The sequence below is a fragment of the Pectobacterium polaris genome, from assembly GCF_002307355.1.
GTDB lineage: Bacteria > Pseudomonadota > Gammaproteobacteria > Enterobacterales > Enterobacteriaceae > Pectobacterium > Pectobacterium polare.
Map to the genome: position 1 here is coordinate 4,620,011 of NZ_CP017481.1, position 17,724 is coordinate 4,637,734.

General features: G+C 52.0%; 15 protein-coding genes. 7 read left to right on the forward strand and 8 right to left on the reverse strand.

The window, feature by feature from the left end; translation table 11 throughout:
* The first annotated feature begins 73 nt into the window (after positions 1-73).
* The 4 genes from suhB (at position 74) to BJJ97_RS20885 (ending at position 4,054) form a co-directional block, all read left to right on the forward strand.
* The gene (gene suhB, locus BJJ97_RS20870) at positions 74-877 is read left to right on the forward strand and encodes an inositol-1-monophosphatase (RefSeq protein ID WP_039486077.1); all 804 of its coding nucleotides are present in this window, start codon (positions 74-76) and stop codon (positions 875-877) included.
* A gap of 172 nt (positions 878-1,049) precedes the next feature.
* On the forward strand, positions 1,050-2,168 hold the full coding sequence (locus BJJ97_RS20875; protein WP_095995210.1) for an ABC transporter substrate-binding protein: 1,119 nt from the start codon (positions 1,050-1,052) through the stop codon (positions 2,166-2,168).
* 105 nt (positions 2,169-2,273) lie between these two features.
* Positions 2,274-3,257 carry a FecCD family ABC transporter permease gene (locus BJJ97_RS20880; RefSeq protein ID WP_370529541.1) on the forward strand — a complete coding sequence of 328 codons (984 nt, stop codon included), beginning with the start codon at positions 2,274-2,276 and terminating at the stop codon, positions 3,255-3,257.
* A complete protein-coding gene (locus BJJ97_RS20885; protein ID WP_095700243.1) occupies positions 3,254-4,054 on the forward strand; it encodes an ABC transporter ATP-binding protein in 801 nt (266 codons plus the stop codon). The genes BJJ97_RS20880 and BJJ97_RS20885 overlap by 4 nt, the downstream gene beginning before the upstream one ends.
* Positions 4,055-4,179: 125 nt before the next feature.
* Here the strand turns inward: BJJ97_RS20885 and BJJ97_RS20890 are convergent, their stop codons facing one another.
* From BJJ97_RS20890 to glyA, 7 genes are all read right to left on the reverse strand, one after another.
* On the reverse strand, positions 4,180-4,503 hold the full coding sequence (locus BJJ97_RS20890; RefSeq protein WP_095995211.1) for a hypothetical protein: 324 nt from the start codon (positions 4,501-4,503) through the stop codon (positions 4,180-4,182).
* Positions 4,504-4,587: 84 nt separating this feature from the next.
* On the reverse strand, positions 4,588-6,255 hold the full coding sequence (locus tag BJJ97_RS20895; protein WP_095995212.1) for a methyl-accepting chemotaxis protein: 1,668 nt from the start codon (positions 6,253-6,255) through the stop codon (positions 4,588-4,590).
* A 448-nt stretch (positions 6,256-6,703) separates the two neighbouring features.
* Positions 6,704-7,831, reverse strand: coding sequence for an ABC transporter substrate-binding protein (locus tag BJJ97_RS20900; RefSeq protein WP_095995213.1), 1,128 nt, complete (start codon positions 7,829-7,831; stop codon positions 6,704-6,706).
* 118 nt (positions 7,832-7,949) lie between these two features.
* Entirely contained in the window at positions 7,950-9,050 is a 1,101-nt protein-coding gene (locus BJJ97_RS20905; protein ID WP_095995214.1) for a nickel/cobalt transporter, read from the reverse strand.
* The gene (locus BJJ97_RS20910; protein WP_095995215.1) at positions 9,041-9,700 is read right to left on the reverse strand and encodes a DUF1007 family protein; all 660 of its coding nucleotides are present in this window, start codon (positions 9,698-9,700) and stop codon (positions 9,041-9,043) included. The genes BJJ97_RS20905 and BJJ97_RS20910 overlap by 10 nt, the downstream gene beginning before the upstream one ends.
* Positions 9,701-9,743: 43 nt before the next feature.
* Positions 9,744-10,904 carry a 3-phenylpropionate MFS transporter gene (locus BJJ97_RS20915; protein ID WP_095995216.1) on the reverse strand — a complete coding sequence of 387 codons (1,161 nt, stop codon included), beginning with the start codon at positions 10,902-10,904 and terminating at the stop codon, positions 9,744-9,746.
* A 309-nt stretch (positions 10,905-11,213) separates the two neighbouring features.
* The gene (gene glyA / locus BJJ97_RS20920; RefSeq protein ID WP_014916229.1) at positions 11,214-12,467 is read right to left on the reverse strand and encodes a serine hydroxymethyltransferase; all 1,254 of its coding nucleotides are present in this window, start codon (positions 12,465-12,467) and stop codon (positions 11,214-11,216) included.
* A 360-nt stretch (positions 12,468-12,827) separates the two neighbouring features.
* Here glyA and hmpA point away from each other — a divergent pair, with 360 nt between their 5' ends.
* The 3 genes from hmpA to pemA all read left to right on the forward strand — a co-directional run bounded on the left by hmpA (position 12,828) and on the right by pemA (position 17,237).
* Complete coding sequence (hmpA, locus tag BJJ97_RS20925; RefSeq protein ID WP_095995217.1) at positions 12,828-14,018, forward strand: NO-inducible flavohemoprotein; 1,191 nt, start codon at positions 12,828-12,830, stop codon at positions 14,016-14,018.
* A 358-nt stretch (positions 14,019-14,376) separates the two neighbouring features.
* Positions 14,377-16,035 carry a pectin acetylesterase PaeY gene (gene paeY, locus BJJ97_RS20930; RefSeq protein ID WP_095995218.1) on the forward strand — a complete coding sequence of 553 codons (1,659 nt, stop codon included), beginning with the start codon at positions 14,377-14,379 and terminating at the stop codon, positions 16,033-16,035.
* A 95-nt stretch (positions 16,036-16,130) separates the two neighbouring features.
* Positions 16,131-17,237 (forward strand): pectinesterase PemA, encoded by a 1,107-nt coding sequence (gene pemA / locus BJJ97_RS20935; protein WP_095995219.1) that lies wholly within the window; start codon positions 16,131-16,133, stop codon positions 17,235-17,237.
* A 78-nt stretch (positions 17,238-17,315) separates the two neighbouring features.
* Here pemA and glnB read toward each other — a convergent pair whose 3' ends face one another.
* The gene (gene glnB, locus BJJ97_RS20940) at positions 17,316-17,654 is read right to left on the reverse strand and encodes a nitrogen regulatory protein P-II (RefSeq protein ID WP_005970202.1); all 339 of its coding nucleotides are present in this window, start codon (positions 17,652-17,654) and stop codon (positions 17,316-17,318) included.
* Positions 17,655-17,724 lie beyond the last annotated feature (70 nt).

Consider the following 17,724-nt stretch of genomic DNA (forward strand, 5'->3'; position numbering starts at 1 on the left):
TTAGCTATTTTACTTTTCTGCTGCTATACTCTGCGCCGCTTTCCGTTCTTTAACATTCCAGTGGACCGATACCATGCATCCGATGCTCAACATCGCTATACGCGCTGCGCGTAAAGCCGGTAATTTAATTGCCAAGAACTATGAAACGCCAGACGCCGTCGAAGCTAGCCAGAAAGGCAGCAACGATTTTGTGACCAACGTTGATCGGGATGCAGAACGTCTGATCGTTGAAGTCATCCGTAAATCTTACCCACAGCACACCATTATTGGTGAAGAGTGTGGCGAGCTGGTTGGCGAAGATCCGGCAGTACAATGGGTTATCGATCCTCTGGATGGCACCACCAACTTCATCAAACGTTTACCTCACTTCGCTGTTTCTATCGCGGTCCGCATTAAAGGCCGTACCGAAGTTGCCGTTGTTTACGATCCGATGCGTAATGAACTGTTTACCGCGACTCGCGGTCAAGGCGCACAGCTGAACGGCTACCGTCTGCGCAGCAGCACTGCCCGCGATCTGGACGGCACCGTACTGGCAACAGGTTTCCCTTTCAAATTAAAACAACACAGCAAAAGCTATATCAACGTCATCGGCGCGCTGTTCACCCACTGTGCGGATTTCCGCCGTACGGGTTCTGCTGCACTGGATCTGGCTTATGTGGCCGCGGGTCGCGTTGACGGTTTCTTTGAAATCGGCCTGAAGCCGTGGGATTTTGCCGGTGGCGAGCTGCTGGTACGTGAAGCTGGCGGGATCGTGACAGATTTCGTTGGCGGCCATAACTATCTGGCATCCGGCAATCTGGTTGCAGGTAACCCACGTGTGGTGAAATCCATTCTGGGCACCATCCGTGAAGAACTGAGCGACGCACTGAAACGCTAATTCCGACCCACTCCGGCTCACCCTCATAAAAACGAAATTGGGCCGGAGTTGTTATTTTTCTTTACATATGAATCCTGTATACGCATTGTTTATCCTTATACGATAATAATTATCAAACTCATTACACTGATAACTTCATCACATTGATAAACTGTGAATTAGGATCGCCACCATGTTAAGAAAATCAGTAAGATCACTCTTTCTGACTGCACTCCTCACCACTCCGCTTTTCAGCTATGCCACCCAATATCCTCTTACCGTCACCGATTTCGACGGAAGAAGTGTGACCATTAAACAAGAGCCACAGCGCATCATTCTGCAAGATGGGCGCGATATTATGACGATGGCATTGCTTGACCGCGATAATCCCTTTCAGCGTCTGGTCGCCTGGAACAATCTGGCGAAAAAACAGGACACCGCAACCTGGGATATGCTGAAAGGAAAATGGCCTCAGTCCGTTGGCATTCTGGATATGGGCTTCAGTGACAAAGGTAACGTCGATTTGGAAAGCGTGCTGTCAAAACAGCCGGATCTGATGATTGCCCAGCTGCGTGCCAAGGCAGCGCTGAAGGAAAGCGGCGTGATCGACAAGCTTAGCGCTCTGAATATTCCCGTACTGTTCGTCGATTATGAAGTGAATCCGGCTAAAGATACCGCTCCGAGCATCGACCTGTTGGGTCAAGTTCTGAACCGTGAAGCCAATGCCAAAGCGTATACCGATTTCTATCGTCAACATTTCGATGCCATTCAGCAGAAAACCGCGGCAATCACCCCAAAACCTAGCGTCTTTGTTGAGCCGATTGCCGGTAACTCGGATTCCTGCTGCTTCACACACAGCAACAGCGGCTGGGGCGGATTGGTAGAAGCGGTCGGCGCGAAAAATATTGGTTCAGATTTGCTGCCGGGCGCGTCAGGCTTTGTCTCGCTGGAAAAAATTATCAGCATGAAACCTGACGTCTACATTATGACAGGCTCTAAGCGTGGTAACAGCCAGGTCCTGCCGTTAGGCTATGGCGCCAGCGTAGAAGACGTGCGCAATCAGGCCACTACGCTGCTCAATCGCACTGGCATTAGCCAGATCCCAGCAGTACAGGCGAAACACGTTTACGGCGTTTACCACCATTTCTACAACCATCCCTACAACATTGTCGGTATGGAATATTTGTCAAAGGACATTTATCCTCAGGCCTTTACCAGCCTGAATCCTGATGATACGTATCGCCATATCATTCAGAATTTTACCTCGCTGCCTGACAGTGAGTTTATCTTTGCCTGGAAACAAGGTGAGTAATTTTTCATGAGTACAACCACTGAACCGGGTATCCGCAATACTGCCGCGGATGCCAACACCATTATGGACAACTATCGCGGCATCATTCGACGCCGTGTGGGTGTTATGGCGATACTGCTGTTGATCATCATCGGCTCGTTGTTGCTGGATTTTACGATGGGGCCTTCAGGGCTGACGCTTGATGTACTTTGGCAGACGCTGACCGATCCGGCCAGCGCCGATGCGGGTACACGCGTGATCGTCTGGGATATTCGTCTGCCTTACGCGCTGATGGCTATCGTGGTTGGACTGTCACTGGGTCTGGCCGGTGCAGAAATGCAGACGATCCTGAACAACCCACTGGCCAGCCCGTTTACGCTCGGCGTTTCCTCCGCTGCTGCATTCGGTGCTGCGCTGGCTATCGTCCTCGGTATCGGCATCCCCGGTATTCCGGCTCAGTGGTTTATCTCCGCAAACGCTTTTATCTTTGCGCTGCTGGCAGCGTTGCTGCTTGATGGTATTACGCGCTGGACGCAGGTCGCTACCTCCGGCGTCGTGCTGTTCGGTATCGCGCTGGTGTTCACCTTTAATGCGCTGGTTTCCATGCTCCAGTTCATCGCCAACGAAGACACGCTGCAAGGTCTGGTGTTCTGGACGATGGGCAGTCTGGCCCGAGCCTCGTGGGAAAAATTGGGAATTCTGCTGTTGGTGCTCGCTATCGTGATGCCCATTTCGCTGATGAGCTCATGGAAACTGACCGCGCTGCGGTTGGGTGAAGATCGCGCCGTGAGTTTTGGCATTAACGTTCGCCGCCTGCGTCTGGCGACGCTGCTGCGCATCAGTATTTTGTCCGCTATTTCAGTCGCGTTTGTTGGCCCCATCGGCTTTATCGGCCTGGTTGCTCCGCATATCGCACGTATGATTTTCGGTGAAGATCATCGCTTTTATCTGCCTGCCAGTGCGTTAACTGGCGCGCTGGTGTTGTCGATGGCGTCCGTTGCCTCGAAAAATCTCATCCCCGGCGTCATTATCCCGGTCGGGATCGTCACATCACTGGTTGGCGTCCCCTTCTTCCTGAGCATCATCCTGCGCCACAGAGGAAACGTATGAACCAGCAAACCTCTTCTGGATTACGCCTTTCCCACTTTCGCGCCGGTTACCCCAAGCGTCAGGTGATTCGCGATCTGTCCGTACCACAGCTGCCGCGCGGGAAAATTACCGTGCTGCTCGGCCCTAACGGCAGCGGTAAATCCACGCTGTTGCGTGCAATGGCAGGTCTGAATGCTTCCGAAGGTGAACTGTGGTTGGATGACACCAACCTGATGGCGTTACCTTTCACTCAGCGGGCGGAAAAAGTTGTTTATCTGCCGCAATCGTTGCCGGCGGGCGTTCACCTGCACGTGCTGGAATCGATTATCGTCGCACAGCGCGCGTCTGGCGGCATGCACAACGCCGAAAAGCAGGATGAAGTGATGAACCTGCTGCGTCAGTTAGGCATTGAACATCTGGCGTTGAGCTATCTCGATCAGCTCTCTGGCGGACAGAAACAGCTGGTCGGGTTAGCGCAATCGCTGATCCGTCAACCTTCGCTGCTCCTGCTGGACGAACCGCTCAGTGCGTTGGATCTGAACTATCAGTTCCACGTGATGGATTTGGTACGCAAGGAAACGCGCAAGCGCAACATCATCACCGTCGTGGTGGTGCATGACATCAATATCGCGCTACGTCACGGCGACCATGTATTGATGCTGCAAAACGGTAATCTGATTGCCGATGGTGCACCAGCCGAGGTGATTAGCCCGGAAAGCCTGTCAGCAGTCTATGGTGTACGCGGACGCATCGAACGCTGTTCGCAGGGCGTGCCGCAGGTGATTATCGACGGGCTGGTCAGCGAACCCACCGTCTAAGCTTTTCTCTGTACGGATAGACGGTGAGTTCCCTCACCGTCTTCCTTAGCTTACCAAACGCGACGGCGCTGATTCACCGCACCAGAACCATACACCGTACGCGCTATACCTCACGTTGCCGCTATTCAGTACAAACGCGCAGAGGCAAGCCCATCGCGCATGTTCGTCAGCATGTTCTCAAACAGACGCAATGCCAAACCCACGCTGTTTACGTTGTAGTAGAGCGCCGCGTCATTATGCTTCAGATAATGTTCAAACTCGGGTTTATCGAGCAGTTTATAAATTGCAGTAAATCGCAAAATAAGGTGGCTGCAATTATTGAGATAGAGATCAAGCGTGCGGTAATCACTTTTCATTAGCTGAGTAAGCAACGCGGTCATATGCTCGAATTCCGTCAGTAGCGACGCATAATCCCCCAGATTTTCCGCACTGTGCTCAGTCGATTCCATACCGTCATCTCCCTTGGCTTTCGCACTGGTCAATCGAACCTATAGCCGCATACCGCCTTACTGCGCAGCATACGGCGCGATAGATTAGAAACGCTGCCAGTCTGCTTCATCCGAAGCAATAACAGCTTTTTTCCTTACGGGAGAAAGACGCGGCGCGGATATTCCAGGTAGCGCGGATGCAGAAGCGGAGGCCAGCGCCAGAGGGGTAACCTGCCCCACAATGAACTGCCCCACCAGCTGGCTCAACGTACTTGCCTGTTCCTGCAACGACTGCGACGCCGCAGACGCCTCTTCCACTAATGAGGCGTTTTGCTGAGTCACATCATCCATCTGGTTAACCGCCTGATGCACCTGGCTGATCCCCTGGGTTTGTTCCTCGGTCGCCGCCGCGATTTCATTGACTAAATCCGTTACCTGCTGGATCGCATCCTTCATCGCCGACATGTTTTTCCCTACATCGCTGGCTTGATCGACGCCCGCCGACACCAGCGAGTTTGAGGCATCAATCAGATCCTTGATTTCGCGCGCCGCGGTAGACGACCGCTGTGCCAGCGTACGCACTTCTCCCGCCACCACCGCAAAACCACGCCCCTGCTCGCCGGCACGCGCAGCTTCTACCGCCGCATTCAGGGCGAGGATATTAGTCTGAAACGCAATACCTTCAATAAGCGCAATGATGTCGGTGATCTTGCCTGAGCTGGTGCGAATGTGTTCCATCGTATTCAGCATCGTGTTGACGGAATCCGCGCTATTGATGGAGATCTTGCTGGCATTCCCCGCCAGCAGGCTCGCCTGTTGCGTGTTCTCCGCGTTCTGGCGCACCGTCTCACTGATTTCCGTCATACTGGCCGCCGTTTGTTCCAGCGAAGCAGCCTGTTCCTCGGTGCGGGATGACAGATCTTCATTCCCCGCCGCAATCTGCGTCGCCGCGCTGCTCACCGATTGCGATGAAGCACTCACCGAAGCCAGCGCTGAGGATACCCGCTGCATCAGGCTGTTAAAGGCACGGGCGGTATTTCCCACTTCATCCTTGCGTCGCTCGTCCGCTTGAATCGTCAGGTCGAGATGGGTGCTAACGCTTTCCATCGTTTGACTCATGTTATTCAAACTTTTTCTAATGCCCAGAATGGTTCTCACCGCGAAAAAGCCGATCAACAACACGATCAATAACGTACCAGACAACAGGCCAAACCACGTTTGGTCATAAATCCGTTTATTCAGCTGACGCAGTTCGTCGCCCATTTCAACATTCAGATCGAATTGCTTACGGTAATTGGCGAGTAACTCACGTACCGCTTCTCCAGGTCCGTTTGCTCCTTGCAACAGGCCAAGCGCGATCTCGTTTTGGTTCGACTTTGATGCGTTAAGAAAAACAGGTAGCGATACCTGTAATTTTTTGGTCAGATCAATCGCCGTATGGGTCAGTTGGCGATCCTCCTCACTGGAGGCATCATTGATCAGGTAATACTCATTGAGCGTCTTTATTTCCTCGATGGTTCTATTAATATCCTGCTCAATCGCGGGCAGCTTGCGATCGTCATCCGTGGTCTGATGACGATACAAAAAAAGCACCAGCGAATTGCTTTTATCCACCAAACTATTTAAATCTTTAATGCTCGGAATCGCATTATCCTGAACATATTCAAAACGAGATTGGAACCCTGATAACAATGATAAAGTAACAATAACTAATGAAATAAGCGCCAGCGACATTAGCGAAAACGTCAACAGCAGGCGTTGCGTGATATTCATAACCGCTCCATTTTTTTTGAATTTTTATACCGTATTTTTTTCCTGATTCCGGTATGTCAAATAAACCGAATTTCCCTCCCTACGTGGCGTTTTGCGTAAAAGTCAGACATACCTTTACCACGTTCAATTATCGCCACAGAAGCAGACAGCTTGATAGCATCGATCATTAAAATCACTTAATAATCCCAAAACGATAGTTACTAGCTATCAAAATAAGATAATTGATCGTCACAAACATCTAACGATCCGGCAATGGGGAAAACTGGAAAGAAAACGTTTACTTTATTTTCCGGCAGGATAAAAAATGTGGTGACATGAACATCGCCAGCGCTGCGGTTGATAGACGATAAAATCGGTGAAAAAGCACAAAAAAAAGCACTGACCGATGAGGTTCAGTGCTTTTCTATTATCTGGTTTACTGCATCATCTGGCTTACTGCCTGACGGCGTTATTTCTTCGCTGGCAGAGTAACCCAGTAGCCTGGCTGATATGTCAGCGGCAGGAACTTCTCGTGGAAGGTACGGAACGTTGCATCAGGATCGATATCCTTAAACAGTTCCGGGTGCATCCATTTTGCTAATACCTGGATCGCCACAAACTGATACGGGCTATCATAGAACTGATGCCAGATTGCATGGGCGTTGCCATCAGTTGCTACCGGCAGCGTTTTGAATGCTGAGCGTTCCATCAGTTTTTGCAGGCGTTGCAGCGCTTCTTTCTGATCGGCTCCTGGTCCAACGCCAACCCAGCCATTCGCCGTGTTGTAGTTTTTCCAGTTAGCTCCGGTCACCACCACCACATCCGGGCGAGAACTGATAATTTGCTCTGGGTTCAGCGTACCAAACGTGCCGGGGATAATGTTTTTGGCAATGTTGTCACCGCCAGCGGCCTCAACCATACGGCCAAAGTTCTCATCACCAAATGACATGCAGCACTCTTCGTCATAGCCGCCTGCACGGTCGATCATCACTTTCGGGCGTGGCCCCTGATAGTTCTTCAACCGATCGGTGACGAGCTCAATCTGCTCACGACGGAATTTAATAATCTCTTCCGCACGCTGTGGTTTGCCAACCAGCTGGCCCATGATGTGAATGCTTTTTTCTGCATTCTCAAACGGCTTCTCGCGGAAATCGATGAACACCACCGGAATCCCCAGCGAACTGAGTTTCTCGATCAGTTTGCCTTCATCCGTCGCCGCTTTTGACTCCAGATTCATCAGTACCAAATCCGGCTTCAGCGTCAATGCCTGCTCGACGTTGAAGGTGCCGTCTTTCGCTCCGCCAAAGGTCGGCAGCTTTTTGATTTCCGGGTATTGCTTTTCATAAGCCATATAGCCGTCATAATCGGCTTTCGGCAGATCGTCGCGCCAGCCAACGACGCGCTGGAACGGTGCCTCGGTATCAAAGGCAGCCAGCAGATAAATCTGTCGACCTTCCCCTAAGATAATCCGCTTCACTTCGGATTTGATTTCTACTTTCCTGCCACTAACGTCTTCAATAACAATCGGGTTAGCGCTGGCGGCAACGCTCACACTCAGCCCCAACAGAGCAACGACTGAAAACAGCCATTTCTTCATTATTATTCCCTTCTGCGATTATGGTTATAAATGATAATAGTTATCATTATTGAAATGATATCCTGCCGTGATTATCCGAAGCAATGGGTTTTTAGCGCAGCGCTAATAAAAGGTAAAATTAGCCGGAGAATGGCCGAATGCCGCCCATCATCGCGGGCTGTGCACTGAGGTAAAGCAGGACGCCGGAGCCAACTAAAATCAGCCCGCCGGCAAAAGCTAGAAGAGAAAACGTCGCACGCTGCCACACGGGCGAGGCACGGTTTGCACCTAAGCGCTCAACCACGCGACGGCAGTAAAAAACCAACACGGCCAGCGCCGAGATCGTGATCGCCGTTCCAGCAGCCATTACCAGCGCAGAGGCGACGCCCCACCAATACACGCCGATCACTTTAGAGAAAAGCAGCACCAGAATAGCGCCGGAACACGGGCGCATACCCATTGCCAGCACAATCATCAAGCGCGTACGCCAGCTACTATCGCGCTCAAGTTCTTCATTGCTCGGGAGATGGCGGTGCCCGCAGCCGCAGTCGGCATCGTGCTGATGAGGAGAAAAAAGCGCAGGCGTCGGACGAAGCACCATGCGTCCATCGGTTGGTACGTTAAATTGGGTGACGTGAGAAGTCGTTACGTGCAAAGGCGTCACGCGCAAAATCGTCGCGGGCTTAGGCTGCCGCACAAGGGCGATATACAGCTGTTTCAACGCGCGGAAACAGAGCAGTAGCCCCAGCCCCGCTACCAGCACAAAGCTCCCCTTTTCCATCCAGAAGCTGCTGCTATGCAGCGTTCGGCTCGACAGTTGCAAGATTCCTAATACCACGGTCACCAACGCTACCGCCATCAGACCCTGAACCAACGACGCGGCAAGCGTCAACTTCAGGCTGCTTTTCAGCTTCGACGGGTGCGTCGCCAGATAGGTCATGATGACGACTTTACCGTGCCCCGGCCCGACGGCATGAAGCACGCCATAGACCAGACTGAACATCATCAGACTCAGCCCCGCCTGATGCGGTTGCTGTTCTACCATCTGCAACAGGTGCGACATCTGCTGATGCAGCGATTTCTGCCAGATCGCGCTTTGCAGCACGATTTGCGGCCAGTACCCCACGATGTAATGCAACGCCGAGGCCAGCAACGCCAAGAACAGCCACAGCGGCCACAGATCGTACAGCCGACTCAACAACGAGCGCTGACGCTGCAGTGAGCCGAGGTTCACTGACATTGTAACGTCACCCGCTGTGCAAACTGTTTCCCTAGCTCCATGTCTTCATCCGGCGCATCGTTCTTATCCAGCGATAGCGCATAAGATTGCAGTTCAGTATTGGGTTCCGGCGTGACGAGCGAGGTTTTACAACGTGAAGCCAGCGCAGGTGCCAGTTTAACGGCCTTGTCGTTCTGGTAGGACATATCGACAAAGTAGGTAGGATCGTAAGTAGAAATCAGCAAAGGCTTGCCGACCAGCGGCTGTGGATGTGCCAGCGGCAGCACAAACTCCAATACCGCCTGATTGCCTTTGCGGGAAAGGTGATATTCGGTTGGCATCGGCGCATATTTCACGGGCTGACCATCACGATAAATATCGGTGAAATAGTGCTGCCCTAATACATTCGCCATCACTTCCGCTGCCAGCTTTTTCCAGACTTCAGAATCCTTCTTCGCTTTCCCTGCGTCATACAACAGGTCGGCAGACGTGATGGGATCCATCGTCCACAGCATACGTAAACCGGTGATGTTGTCGTTCTGGCTCTCAACTGTCGTCTGCATATCAATAAAACTGTGTGGGTGAGCGAAAACGGGCTGGCCGAATGCCAGACCTGTTATCAGCAACGTTATCCGTCCGCACCACCGTTTCAAAGCGTTATAATGTAACATTATTTTTACCACACTACGTTATATTGACAATGCGTGCCATTGCTTACGCCTTTCCGACCACAGCATGGTGACTGACGGAAGGCCGGATAAACAGAGCCGGAACTGCCAACAGCGCCATCACCCAGAACGTACCGCCCTGTAGATGTTCAAACAGGAAACCGGACACCATCGTCATCACCGCGATACTCCCGCCCATTGCCAGCGCGGAATACACCGCCTGTAACCGCAATACGTCCCCATCGCTGCGTGCCGCGATAAAACGCATGGCAGCCAGATGGCAGACGGTGAAGGTTCCACAGTGCAATATCTGTATCACAATCAGCCACGGCAGAGCCACCGTCGCGCCCATCAAGCCCCAGCGCACCACGCCGCATACGGCAGAGAGCAGCAAAAGTTGCCTGGCGCTCCAACGTCGGAACAGCCGTTGGCTGAAGGTAAAAATGACAATCTCCGCGACCACGCCCAATGACCAGAGATAGCCGATAATCGAGGCGGAATAGCCCGAATCCTGCCAATAAATGACGCTGAAACCATAGTACGCCGCGTGTGCGCCTTGCAGCAGCGACACGCAAAGCAGGAAGCGCCATACCGCAGGTTCGGTCAGCAATCGTTTCCACGGCGTGACGCTAACCGACTGCGCTGTCGACGTTGCCGCTTGCGGCATCACGCTGGGGCGAAGCAGCATGCCTAACAGCATCACAACCAGCCCCGCGCTGAGGATTGCCAGAATCGCGGGGTGTCCCCAGATAGCGACCAATTCACCCGTTGCGGCAGAAGCGATAACAAACGCGATCGAACCCCAGACGCGTACCTTGCCGTAATCCATCACGACCTGTCGCTGCCACGTCGCCGCTAATGCATCCGTCAGTGGCACCAGCGGTGCAAAAAACAGGTTAAACCCGATCATCACTATCATCAGCCACAGCCAGGCATTCCCCAGCCAGAAACCAACAGCCAGCGCCAATGACAGCAACGCCAACCCACGTAGCACCGTAATCAATTTGGACGGATCTTTCACGCTGGGCGTGATGACCAGACTGCCGACGAAGCGCGCCACGAGCCCCGCGCCCAGCAGCATGCCGATCGACTCAGCGGACAGCCCCTCACCTTTCAGCCACCCGCCCCAAAACGGCAGGAAAACGCCATAGCAAAAAAAGTAGGTGAAATAGCTCAGCGCTAACCAGCGCGTCGATTGCAAAACCATGATTCCTCCCTTTCGATGACCAACTCTCCTAGCTTCAGCACTTTTTTGCTGGCTACTCTTTTTTGCCAGTTACTGTGTCAGAGTGCATGCGGTCGCGCAACGCGTTATTCACCATTAAACGTGAACGGAAGTATCGGCCCGCAGAGTGGCGACCAGAGATGGCACGCCATAAAAAAACGTGAGGAACGTTTTTCAACGTCGCTTGCGACGACCCGAAGGGTGGCGGCCGGATGGCCGCCATAAAAAACGCCAGCACTCAGGCTGGCGTTTAGGACGTGTTCCGACAGTGATGTCAGAGAAAATGCCGAATTATGCGTAAACCGGGAAGCGGGCGCAGATCTCCAGAACTTTCTGTTTCACGCGCTCAATGGTCGCTTCGTCGTTGATGTTGTCCAACACATCACAGATCCAGCCAGCCAGTTCACGCACTTCCGCTTCTTTAAAGCCGCGACGAGTTGCCGCTGGCGTACCGATACGGATACCGGAAGTCACAAACGGGCTCTTCGGATCATTAGGCACGCTGTTTTTGTTCACGGTGATGTTTGCACGGCCCAGCGCAGCATCAGCTTCTTTACCAGTCAGGTTTTTGCTCACCAGATCCAGCAGGAACAGGTGGTTGCTGGTTCCACCAGAAACGACGTTGAAACCACGTGACAGGAAGACTTCAACCATTGCTTTAGCGTTTTTCGCAACCTGCTGCTGGTAAACCTTGAATTCAGGCTCCATCGCTTCTTTCAGCGCCACCGCTTTACCGGCGATAACGTGCATCAACGGGCCGCCCTGACCGCCAGGGAATACCGCAGAGTTCAGTTTTTTGTACAGCTCTTCGTCGCCGCCTTTCGCCAGAATCAGGCCACCGCGTGGGCCAGCCAGCGTTTTGTGCGTGGTGGTAGTCACGATGTGAGCATGAGGAACCGGGTTAGGGTAAACATCAGCAGCGATCAGACCAGCAACGTGCGCCATATCAACAAACAGGTAAGCACCGATGCTGTCAGCAATTTCGCGCATCTTCGCCCAGTCAACAACGCCAGAGTAAGCAGAGAAACCGCCGACGATCATTTTTGGCTTGTGCGTACGCGCCAGTTCAGCCATTTCGTCGTAATCAATCTTGCCGCTTTCGTCGATGCCGTAAGGAATGACGTTATACAGTTTACCTGACAGGTTAACCGGAGAACCGTGCGTCAGGTGACCACCGTGCGCCAGGTTCATACCCAGAATGGTGTCGCCCGGCTGCAGCAGCGCGGTGTAAACGGCAAAGTTAGCCTGAGAGCCGGAGTGTGGCTGCACGTTGGCATAATCTGCACCGAACAGTGCTTTCGCGCGATCGATCGCCAACTGCTCAACAATGTCAACGTACTCACAGCCGCCGTAGTAACGCTTGCCCGGATAACCTTCAGCATACTTGTTCGTCAGCTGAGACCCTTGAGCCTGCATAACGCGTGGGCTGGTGTAGTTTTCTGACGCAATCAGTTCAATGTGCTCTTCCTGACGCACCACTTCTTGCTCCATTGCTTGCCACAGGTCGGCATCATAATCGGCAATGTTCATTTCACGCTTTAACATCCGGATCTCCTGACTCAGCTAACATAAATATACTGGGAATTAATGGCCCATTTGGGAATTGGGCTACCCTTTTGGGGAATGGCGTATAGTGTAAACCGTTTTTCCCTAATGAAGATAGGTCTTGACAGAGGTTTTTACGCAAACGATTAGCTACAGGCAGCACAAGGCTTCAGCAACTATCTGCTGCGCAGTGGTAAACGGATTTTTCTTCATTCTCAACCTGCTATTTCTTCATGTTATTCCCTTTGGCTCCGCCTAAAAACCCCTACCACCAAAAAGGTAATTTACAGCGGCGGACAAACCCAATAAGATGCATATAAAATACAACTTATAAGTCATGCCAATAAATAAGGAGTCACCATGCTGGATAATCAAACTATCGCAATCGTTAAATCAACCATTCCTCTGCTGGCGGAAACAGGCCCGAAACTGACCGCGCATTTTTACGATCGCATGTTTACGCACAACCCTGAGCTCAAAGATATTTTTAACATGAGCAACCAGCGCAATGGCGATCAGCGTGAAGCGTTGTTCAATGCCATCTGTGCTTATGCAACGAATATTGAAAATCTGGCCGCGCTGCTGCCTGCGGTTGAGCGTATCGCCCAGAAGCATGCCAGCTTTAACATTCAGGCCGATCAGTATCAGATCGTGGGTAATCACTTATTGGCAACGCTGGATGAACTGTTTAGCCCAGGGCAAGAAGTACTGGATGCTTGGGGTAAAGCCTATGGCGTACTGGCGAATGTCTTCATTCAGCGCGAAGGCGATATCTACCGCAGTACCGAAGCGCAAAACGGCGGCTGGAGCGGTGTGCGACCTTTCCGTATTGTGAACAAGCAGCCGCAAAGCTCGGTGATTACCAGCTTCACGTTGGAACCCACCGACGGACAGCCTATTGCTGATTTTCAACCGGGCCAGTATCTGGCGGTTTATATCAAGCATGACAGTTTTGCCAATCAGGAGATTCGCCAATACTCTCTGACTCACGCGCCAAATGGAAAATCCTACCGGATTGCGGTGAAACGTGAAGCACAGGGCACCGTTTCCGGCTATCTGCATGATACCGCGCGTGAAGGCGATATCATTCATCTGGCGGCTCCGCACGGCGATTTCTTCCTTGATATTCCCGCTTCCACGCCAGTTGCCCTGATTTCTGGCGGCGTGGGGCAAACCCCCATGTTAGGTATGTTGCATACGCTCAAGCAGCAGGAGCATCAGGCGAAGGTGCTATGGCTGCATGCAGCAGAAAATGGCACAGCGCATGCGTTTGCGGATGAAATCGGTAAAACGGGACAGTCTCTGCCGCAGTTCCAGCACCACATCTGGTATCGGGAACCGCAGCAGGCCGATCGTCCGGGCGAAGACTACCACCACAGCGGGCTGATGCAGTTGGCCTCGTTAAAAGATGAATTAACCACGCCGGATATGCACTATTACCTGTGCGGCCCTGTGGTTTTCATGCAGTTTATCGCACAGCAGTTGCTGGCTATGGGTATCCCCGCAGAGCAGCTACATTACGAATGTTTTGGTCCGCATAAAGTTGTCTAACCCTCATTGATAACGGATCAAACCCAAAGGCCGCTTTTGCGGCCTTTTTTTCATCTTTCAGAAAACCGCCGTCTGTAAAACACCTTATTGATCACAAATTTATATGCCAATACGGCAGCACTCCGCTAAAAAAGAGGTGGGTCACAAAAAACAAGACCTTATTAAAATAACATTTCATTTTTAATGAATAGTTATTTCATCAAAGAGACCTCGTTTAGGCATCGGCTTGAGTGCACAATAAAAGCCCGACGTTCTCGCTAAAGGCCGTGACAAGAGCGATAAAAAACAGCGACCTTCCTTTGATAACGCCTGTGTTCATTAACCGTTTTCGACTAACCAACAAGGGATATGTCTGACCATGGCAAAACGATTTTCAGAAAGTGTAGCTTTAGCGCTGATACTTTCCGCCCCTTTCACACTCGTACACGCTAAAACGCCCGCTGCGGCACACCAGACTGCCGCGCCGGACAGCGTTAACTTACTGTCGGGTTCAACGCTGGATGAAAAAACCGGCTTATCCGGTAATGTCACCGCACGGGATATTCATCTGCCTGCCACCATCATTATCAGAGACCAGCAGGGTCAGAAGCGGCAGACACAGACCGATGAGCAAGGAAAATATCATCTCGATGTCTCTGGCCTCACACCGCCGCTACGTCTGTTAGCCATCGAATCTGGCGGCAATAACTGCCTGCTGAATAATATTTCCCGTGCAATCTGCCTGTCCGCTGTCGCTCCGTCATTGCATGACGGCAAAGAGAATATTGCCAATATCAACCCGCTGACTGACCGTATTACCTCAGATATTGCGGTAGCAGCAGGCTACATTGGTCCACAGCAGCTAACGGACGACACGGCATCACCGAAACTGGACGCCGCAGCATGGAAAAAAGCCTACGCCGATTTTCATGCAGGCTTTAATGACGCGCTAAAACAGGTAGGCGTCAGTGCGCCCAAGCGTTTCGATCCTCTGACTTACCCCGCAACCCAGCAGGATGCAGTCACCAAAATCGTCAACGTCATTAACCATAACCGCAATTATCACAACGACACCGGCTATTCCGGCCATACGGTACTGACCGACAGTGCATTCCATCCCATTGTTGGCCTGAATAATAAAGGCGATTATGAACCGCTGGATTACCGTTCTGCCCGCCAGAGTCTGGACGCGATCCAGAAAGCGCAAACCCGCATTTTCATGGTCGGCGACTCAACCGCGGCAACCTATGAAAAAATGCGCTTCCCGCGCATGGGATGGGGTCAGGTTTTTGAACAACAGTTCAGTAAAAATAGCGGCGTAAAAGTGGTAAATGGCACACGTGCAGGCCGTAGCTCACGCGACTATTTCTACGAAGGCTGGTTCCGCCAGATGCAGCCGCTGATGAAAGAGGGTGATTTCCTGTTTATTCAAATGGGGCACAACGATCAAAATTGCAACAGTGCAAAAGCGGTGCGTGGCCCAGCGGATGTTGCTAACCTTTGTACTTACCCGAACGATGCGGCAGGGAAAAAGCAGGCACCGCAGGGGAAAGCCGATATGTCATTCCAGACATCGCTGGAGCGCTACATCACTTTCGCCCGCCAGCACAAACTCACACCAGTTCTGCTGACCCCTACCACCCGAGTAAAAACGGCTGACGGGAAAAATGGCACGCCTGCGGTACACAGCCACTTCACCAAGCAAAATTCAGAAAATGGTTATGCTTTCATCGGCGATTACAGCCAGACCATCAAGAATACAGCTGCCGATAACAAGGTGATTTTACTGGACGTTGAACCCGCCACTATCGCGCTGGCGAATCAGGGCAACAGCGACCATTGGAAACAATACTGGCTGGTGATCGATCCTAAGCAATATCCTTACTATCGCGATCAGGCGGGTAGCCTGAGCAAACCGGATACCACCCATTTTCAGAAAAAAGGCGCTATCGCTGTGGCAGGGATTGTCGCTGACGCCATTCGGCAGGAACCCGCTTTAGCGTCGCTGGCGGAAAAAACGGTCAGCAAGCACAAGTAGTTATCAGTCAGGCAAAACAATAAGACAGAACCGCGCGCGGCGTTACACCGCCGCGCGTTATATACCTTTCCCTTACCGATTACAGGACTCTGGACATGATAAACGCCTCACACCTCTGCAAAACGCTGACCTTAGCCATGTTGATTTCCTCACCCTGGGCGCTAGCGCAGGCTGCCGACTACAATGCGCTGGTTTCCAGCAACGCAGGGGACGCCAAAGCCTACAAAACCATCTCTGAAGCTATCGCCAGCGCCCCGGCGGACAGCTCGCCGTTTGTTATCTATGTGAAAAATGGCGTGTACCACGAACGCCTGACGATTACGCGCCCCAACATTCACTTACAGGGCGAAAGCCGTGACGGCACCGTGATCACCGCGACCACCGCCGCTGGGATGCTCAAACCCGATGGCAGCAAGTGGGGAACCTATGGCAGTAACACGGTGAAAGTCGATGCGCCCGATTTCAGCGCTCGTTCACTGACCATCAACAATGGTTTTGATTATCCGGCCAATCAGGCTAAAGCCAACGACGATCACACCAAATTAAAAGACTCACAGGCCGTTGCGCTGCTGGTTGCTGAAAATAGCGATCGGGCGTGGTTCCATGATGTCAGCCTGACGGGCTATCAGGACACGCTCTATGTGAAAGGGGGACGCAGCTTCTTCTCACAATGCCGAATCAGCGGCACCGTTGATTTCATCTTTGGTAACGGTACTGCGCTGTTTGACGACTGCGATATTGTCGCGCGTAACCGTACCGACGTGAAAGATCAGCCGATTGGCTATCTCACCGCGCCCAGCACCGACATTAAACAAAAATATGGTTTGGTCATTATCAATAGCCGGGTGACGAAAGAACAAGACGTCCCAGCGAACAGCTATGGCCTGGGTCGCCCGTGGCACCCAACGACCACCTTTGACGATGGGCGCTATGCCGATCCTAACGCGATCGGCCAGACCGTCTTCCTGAACACCACCATGGATGACCACATTTATGGCTGGGACAAAATGTCAGGCAAAGATAAACAAGGCGAGAAAATCTGGTTCCATCCGCAGGACTCACGCTTTTTCGAGTATAAATCCAGCGGTAAAGGAGCAGAGAAAAACGATCAGCGCCGTCAGTTAAGCGACGCGGAAGCAGCAGAATACACCGCAGACAAAGTGTTAGCGGGTTGGGTTCCTACCGCGCCTAAAGGGAAGTAGAGTAGAAGTAAATGTGACGAAGCCAGCCTGATTGATAAAGGCTGGCTTCTAAGCGGTATTAGCGGGGAAGCGAAAAGATTAAATCGCTTCTTCGTCTTCTTCACCGGTACGAATACGGACAACGCGCGCCACATCAAAGACGAAAATTTTACCGTCGCCGATTTTACCCGTCTGCGCGGTCTGCGTGATGGTTTCTACGCAGGTATCGACGATGTCATCTGACACGACAATTTCGATTTTTACTTTTGGCAGAAAATCGACCATGTATTCTGCACCACGATACAGCTCTGTGTGGCCTTTCTGACGACCAAAGCCTTTAACTTCTGTTACCGTCATCCCTGTGATGCCCACTTCAGCTAACGCTTCACGCACATCGTCCAGTTTGAACGGCTTAATAATCGCATCAATTTTCTTCATGGAGGAACCTTTGTGTTATCTATGTTGCGGCCAAAGCCGAGCATCAGCAAGTGAACAGCATGTCAGAACT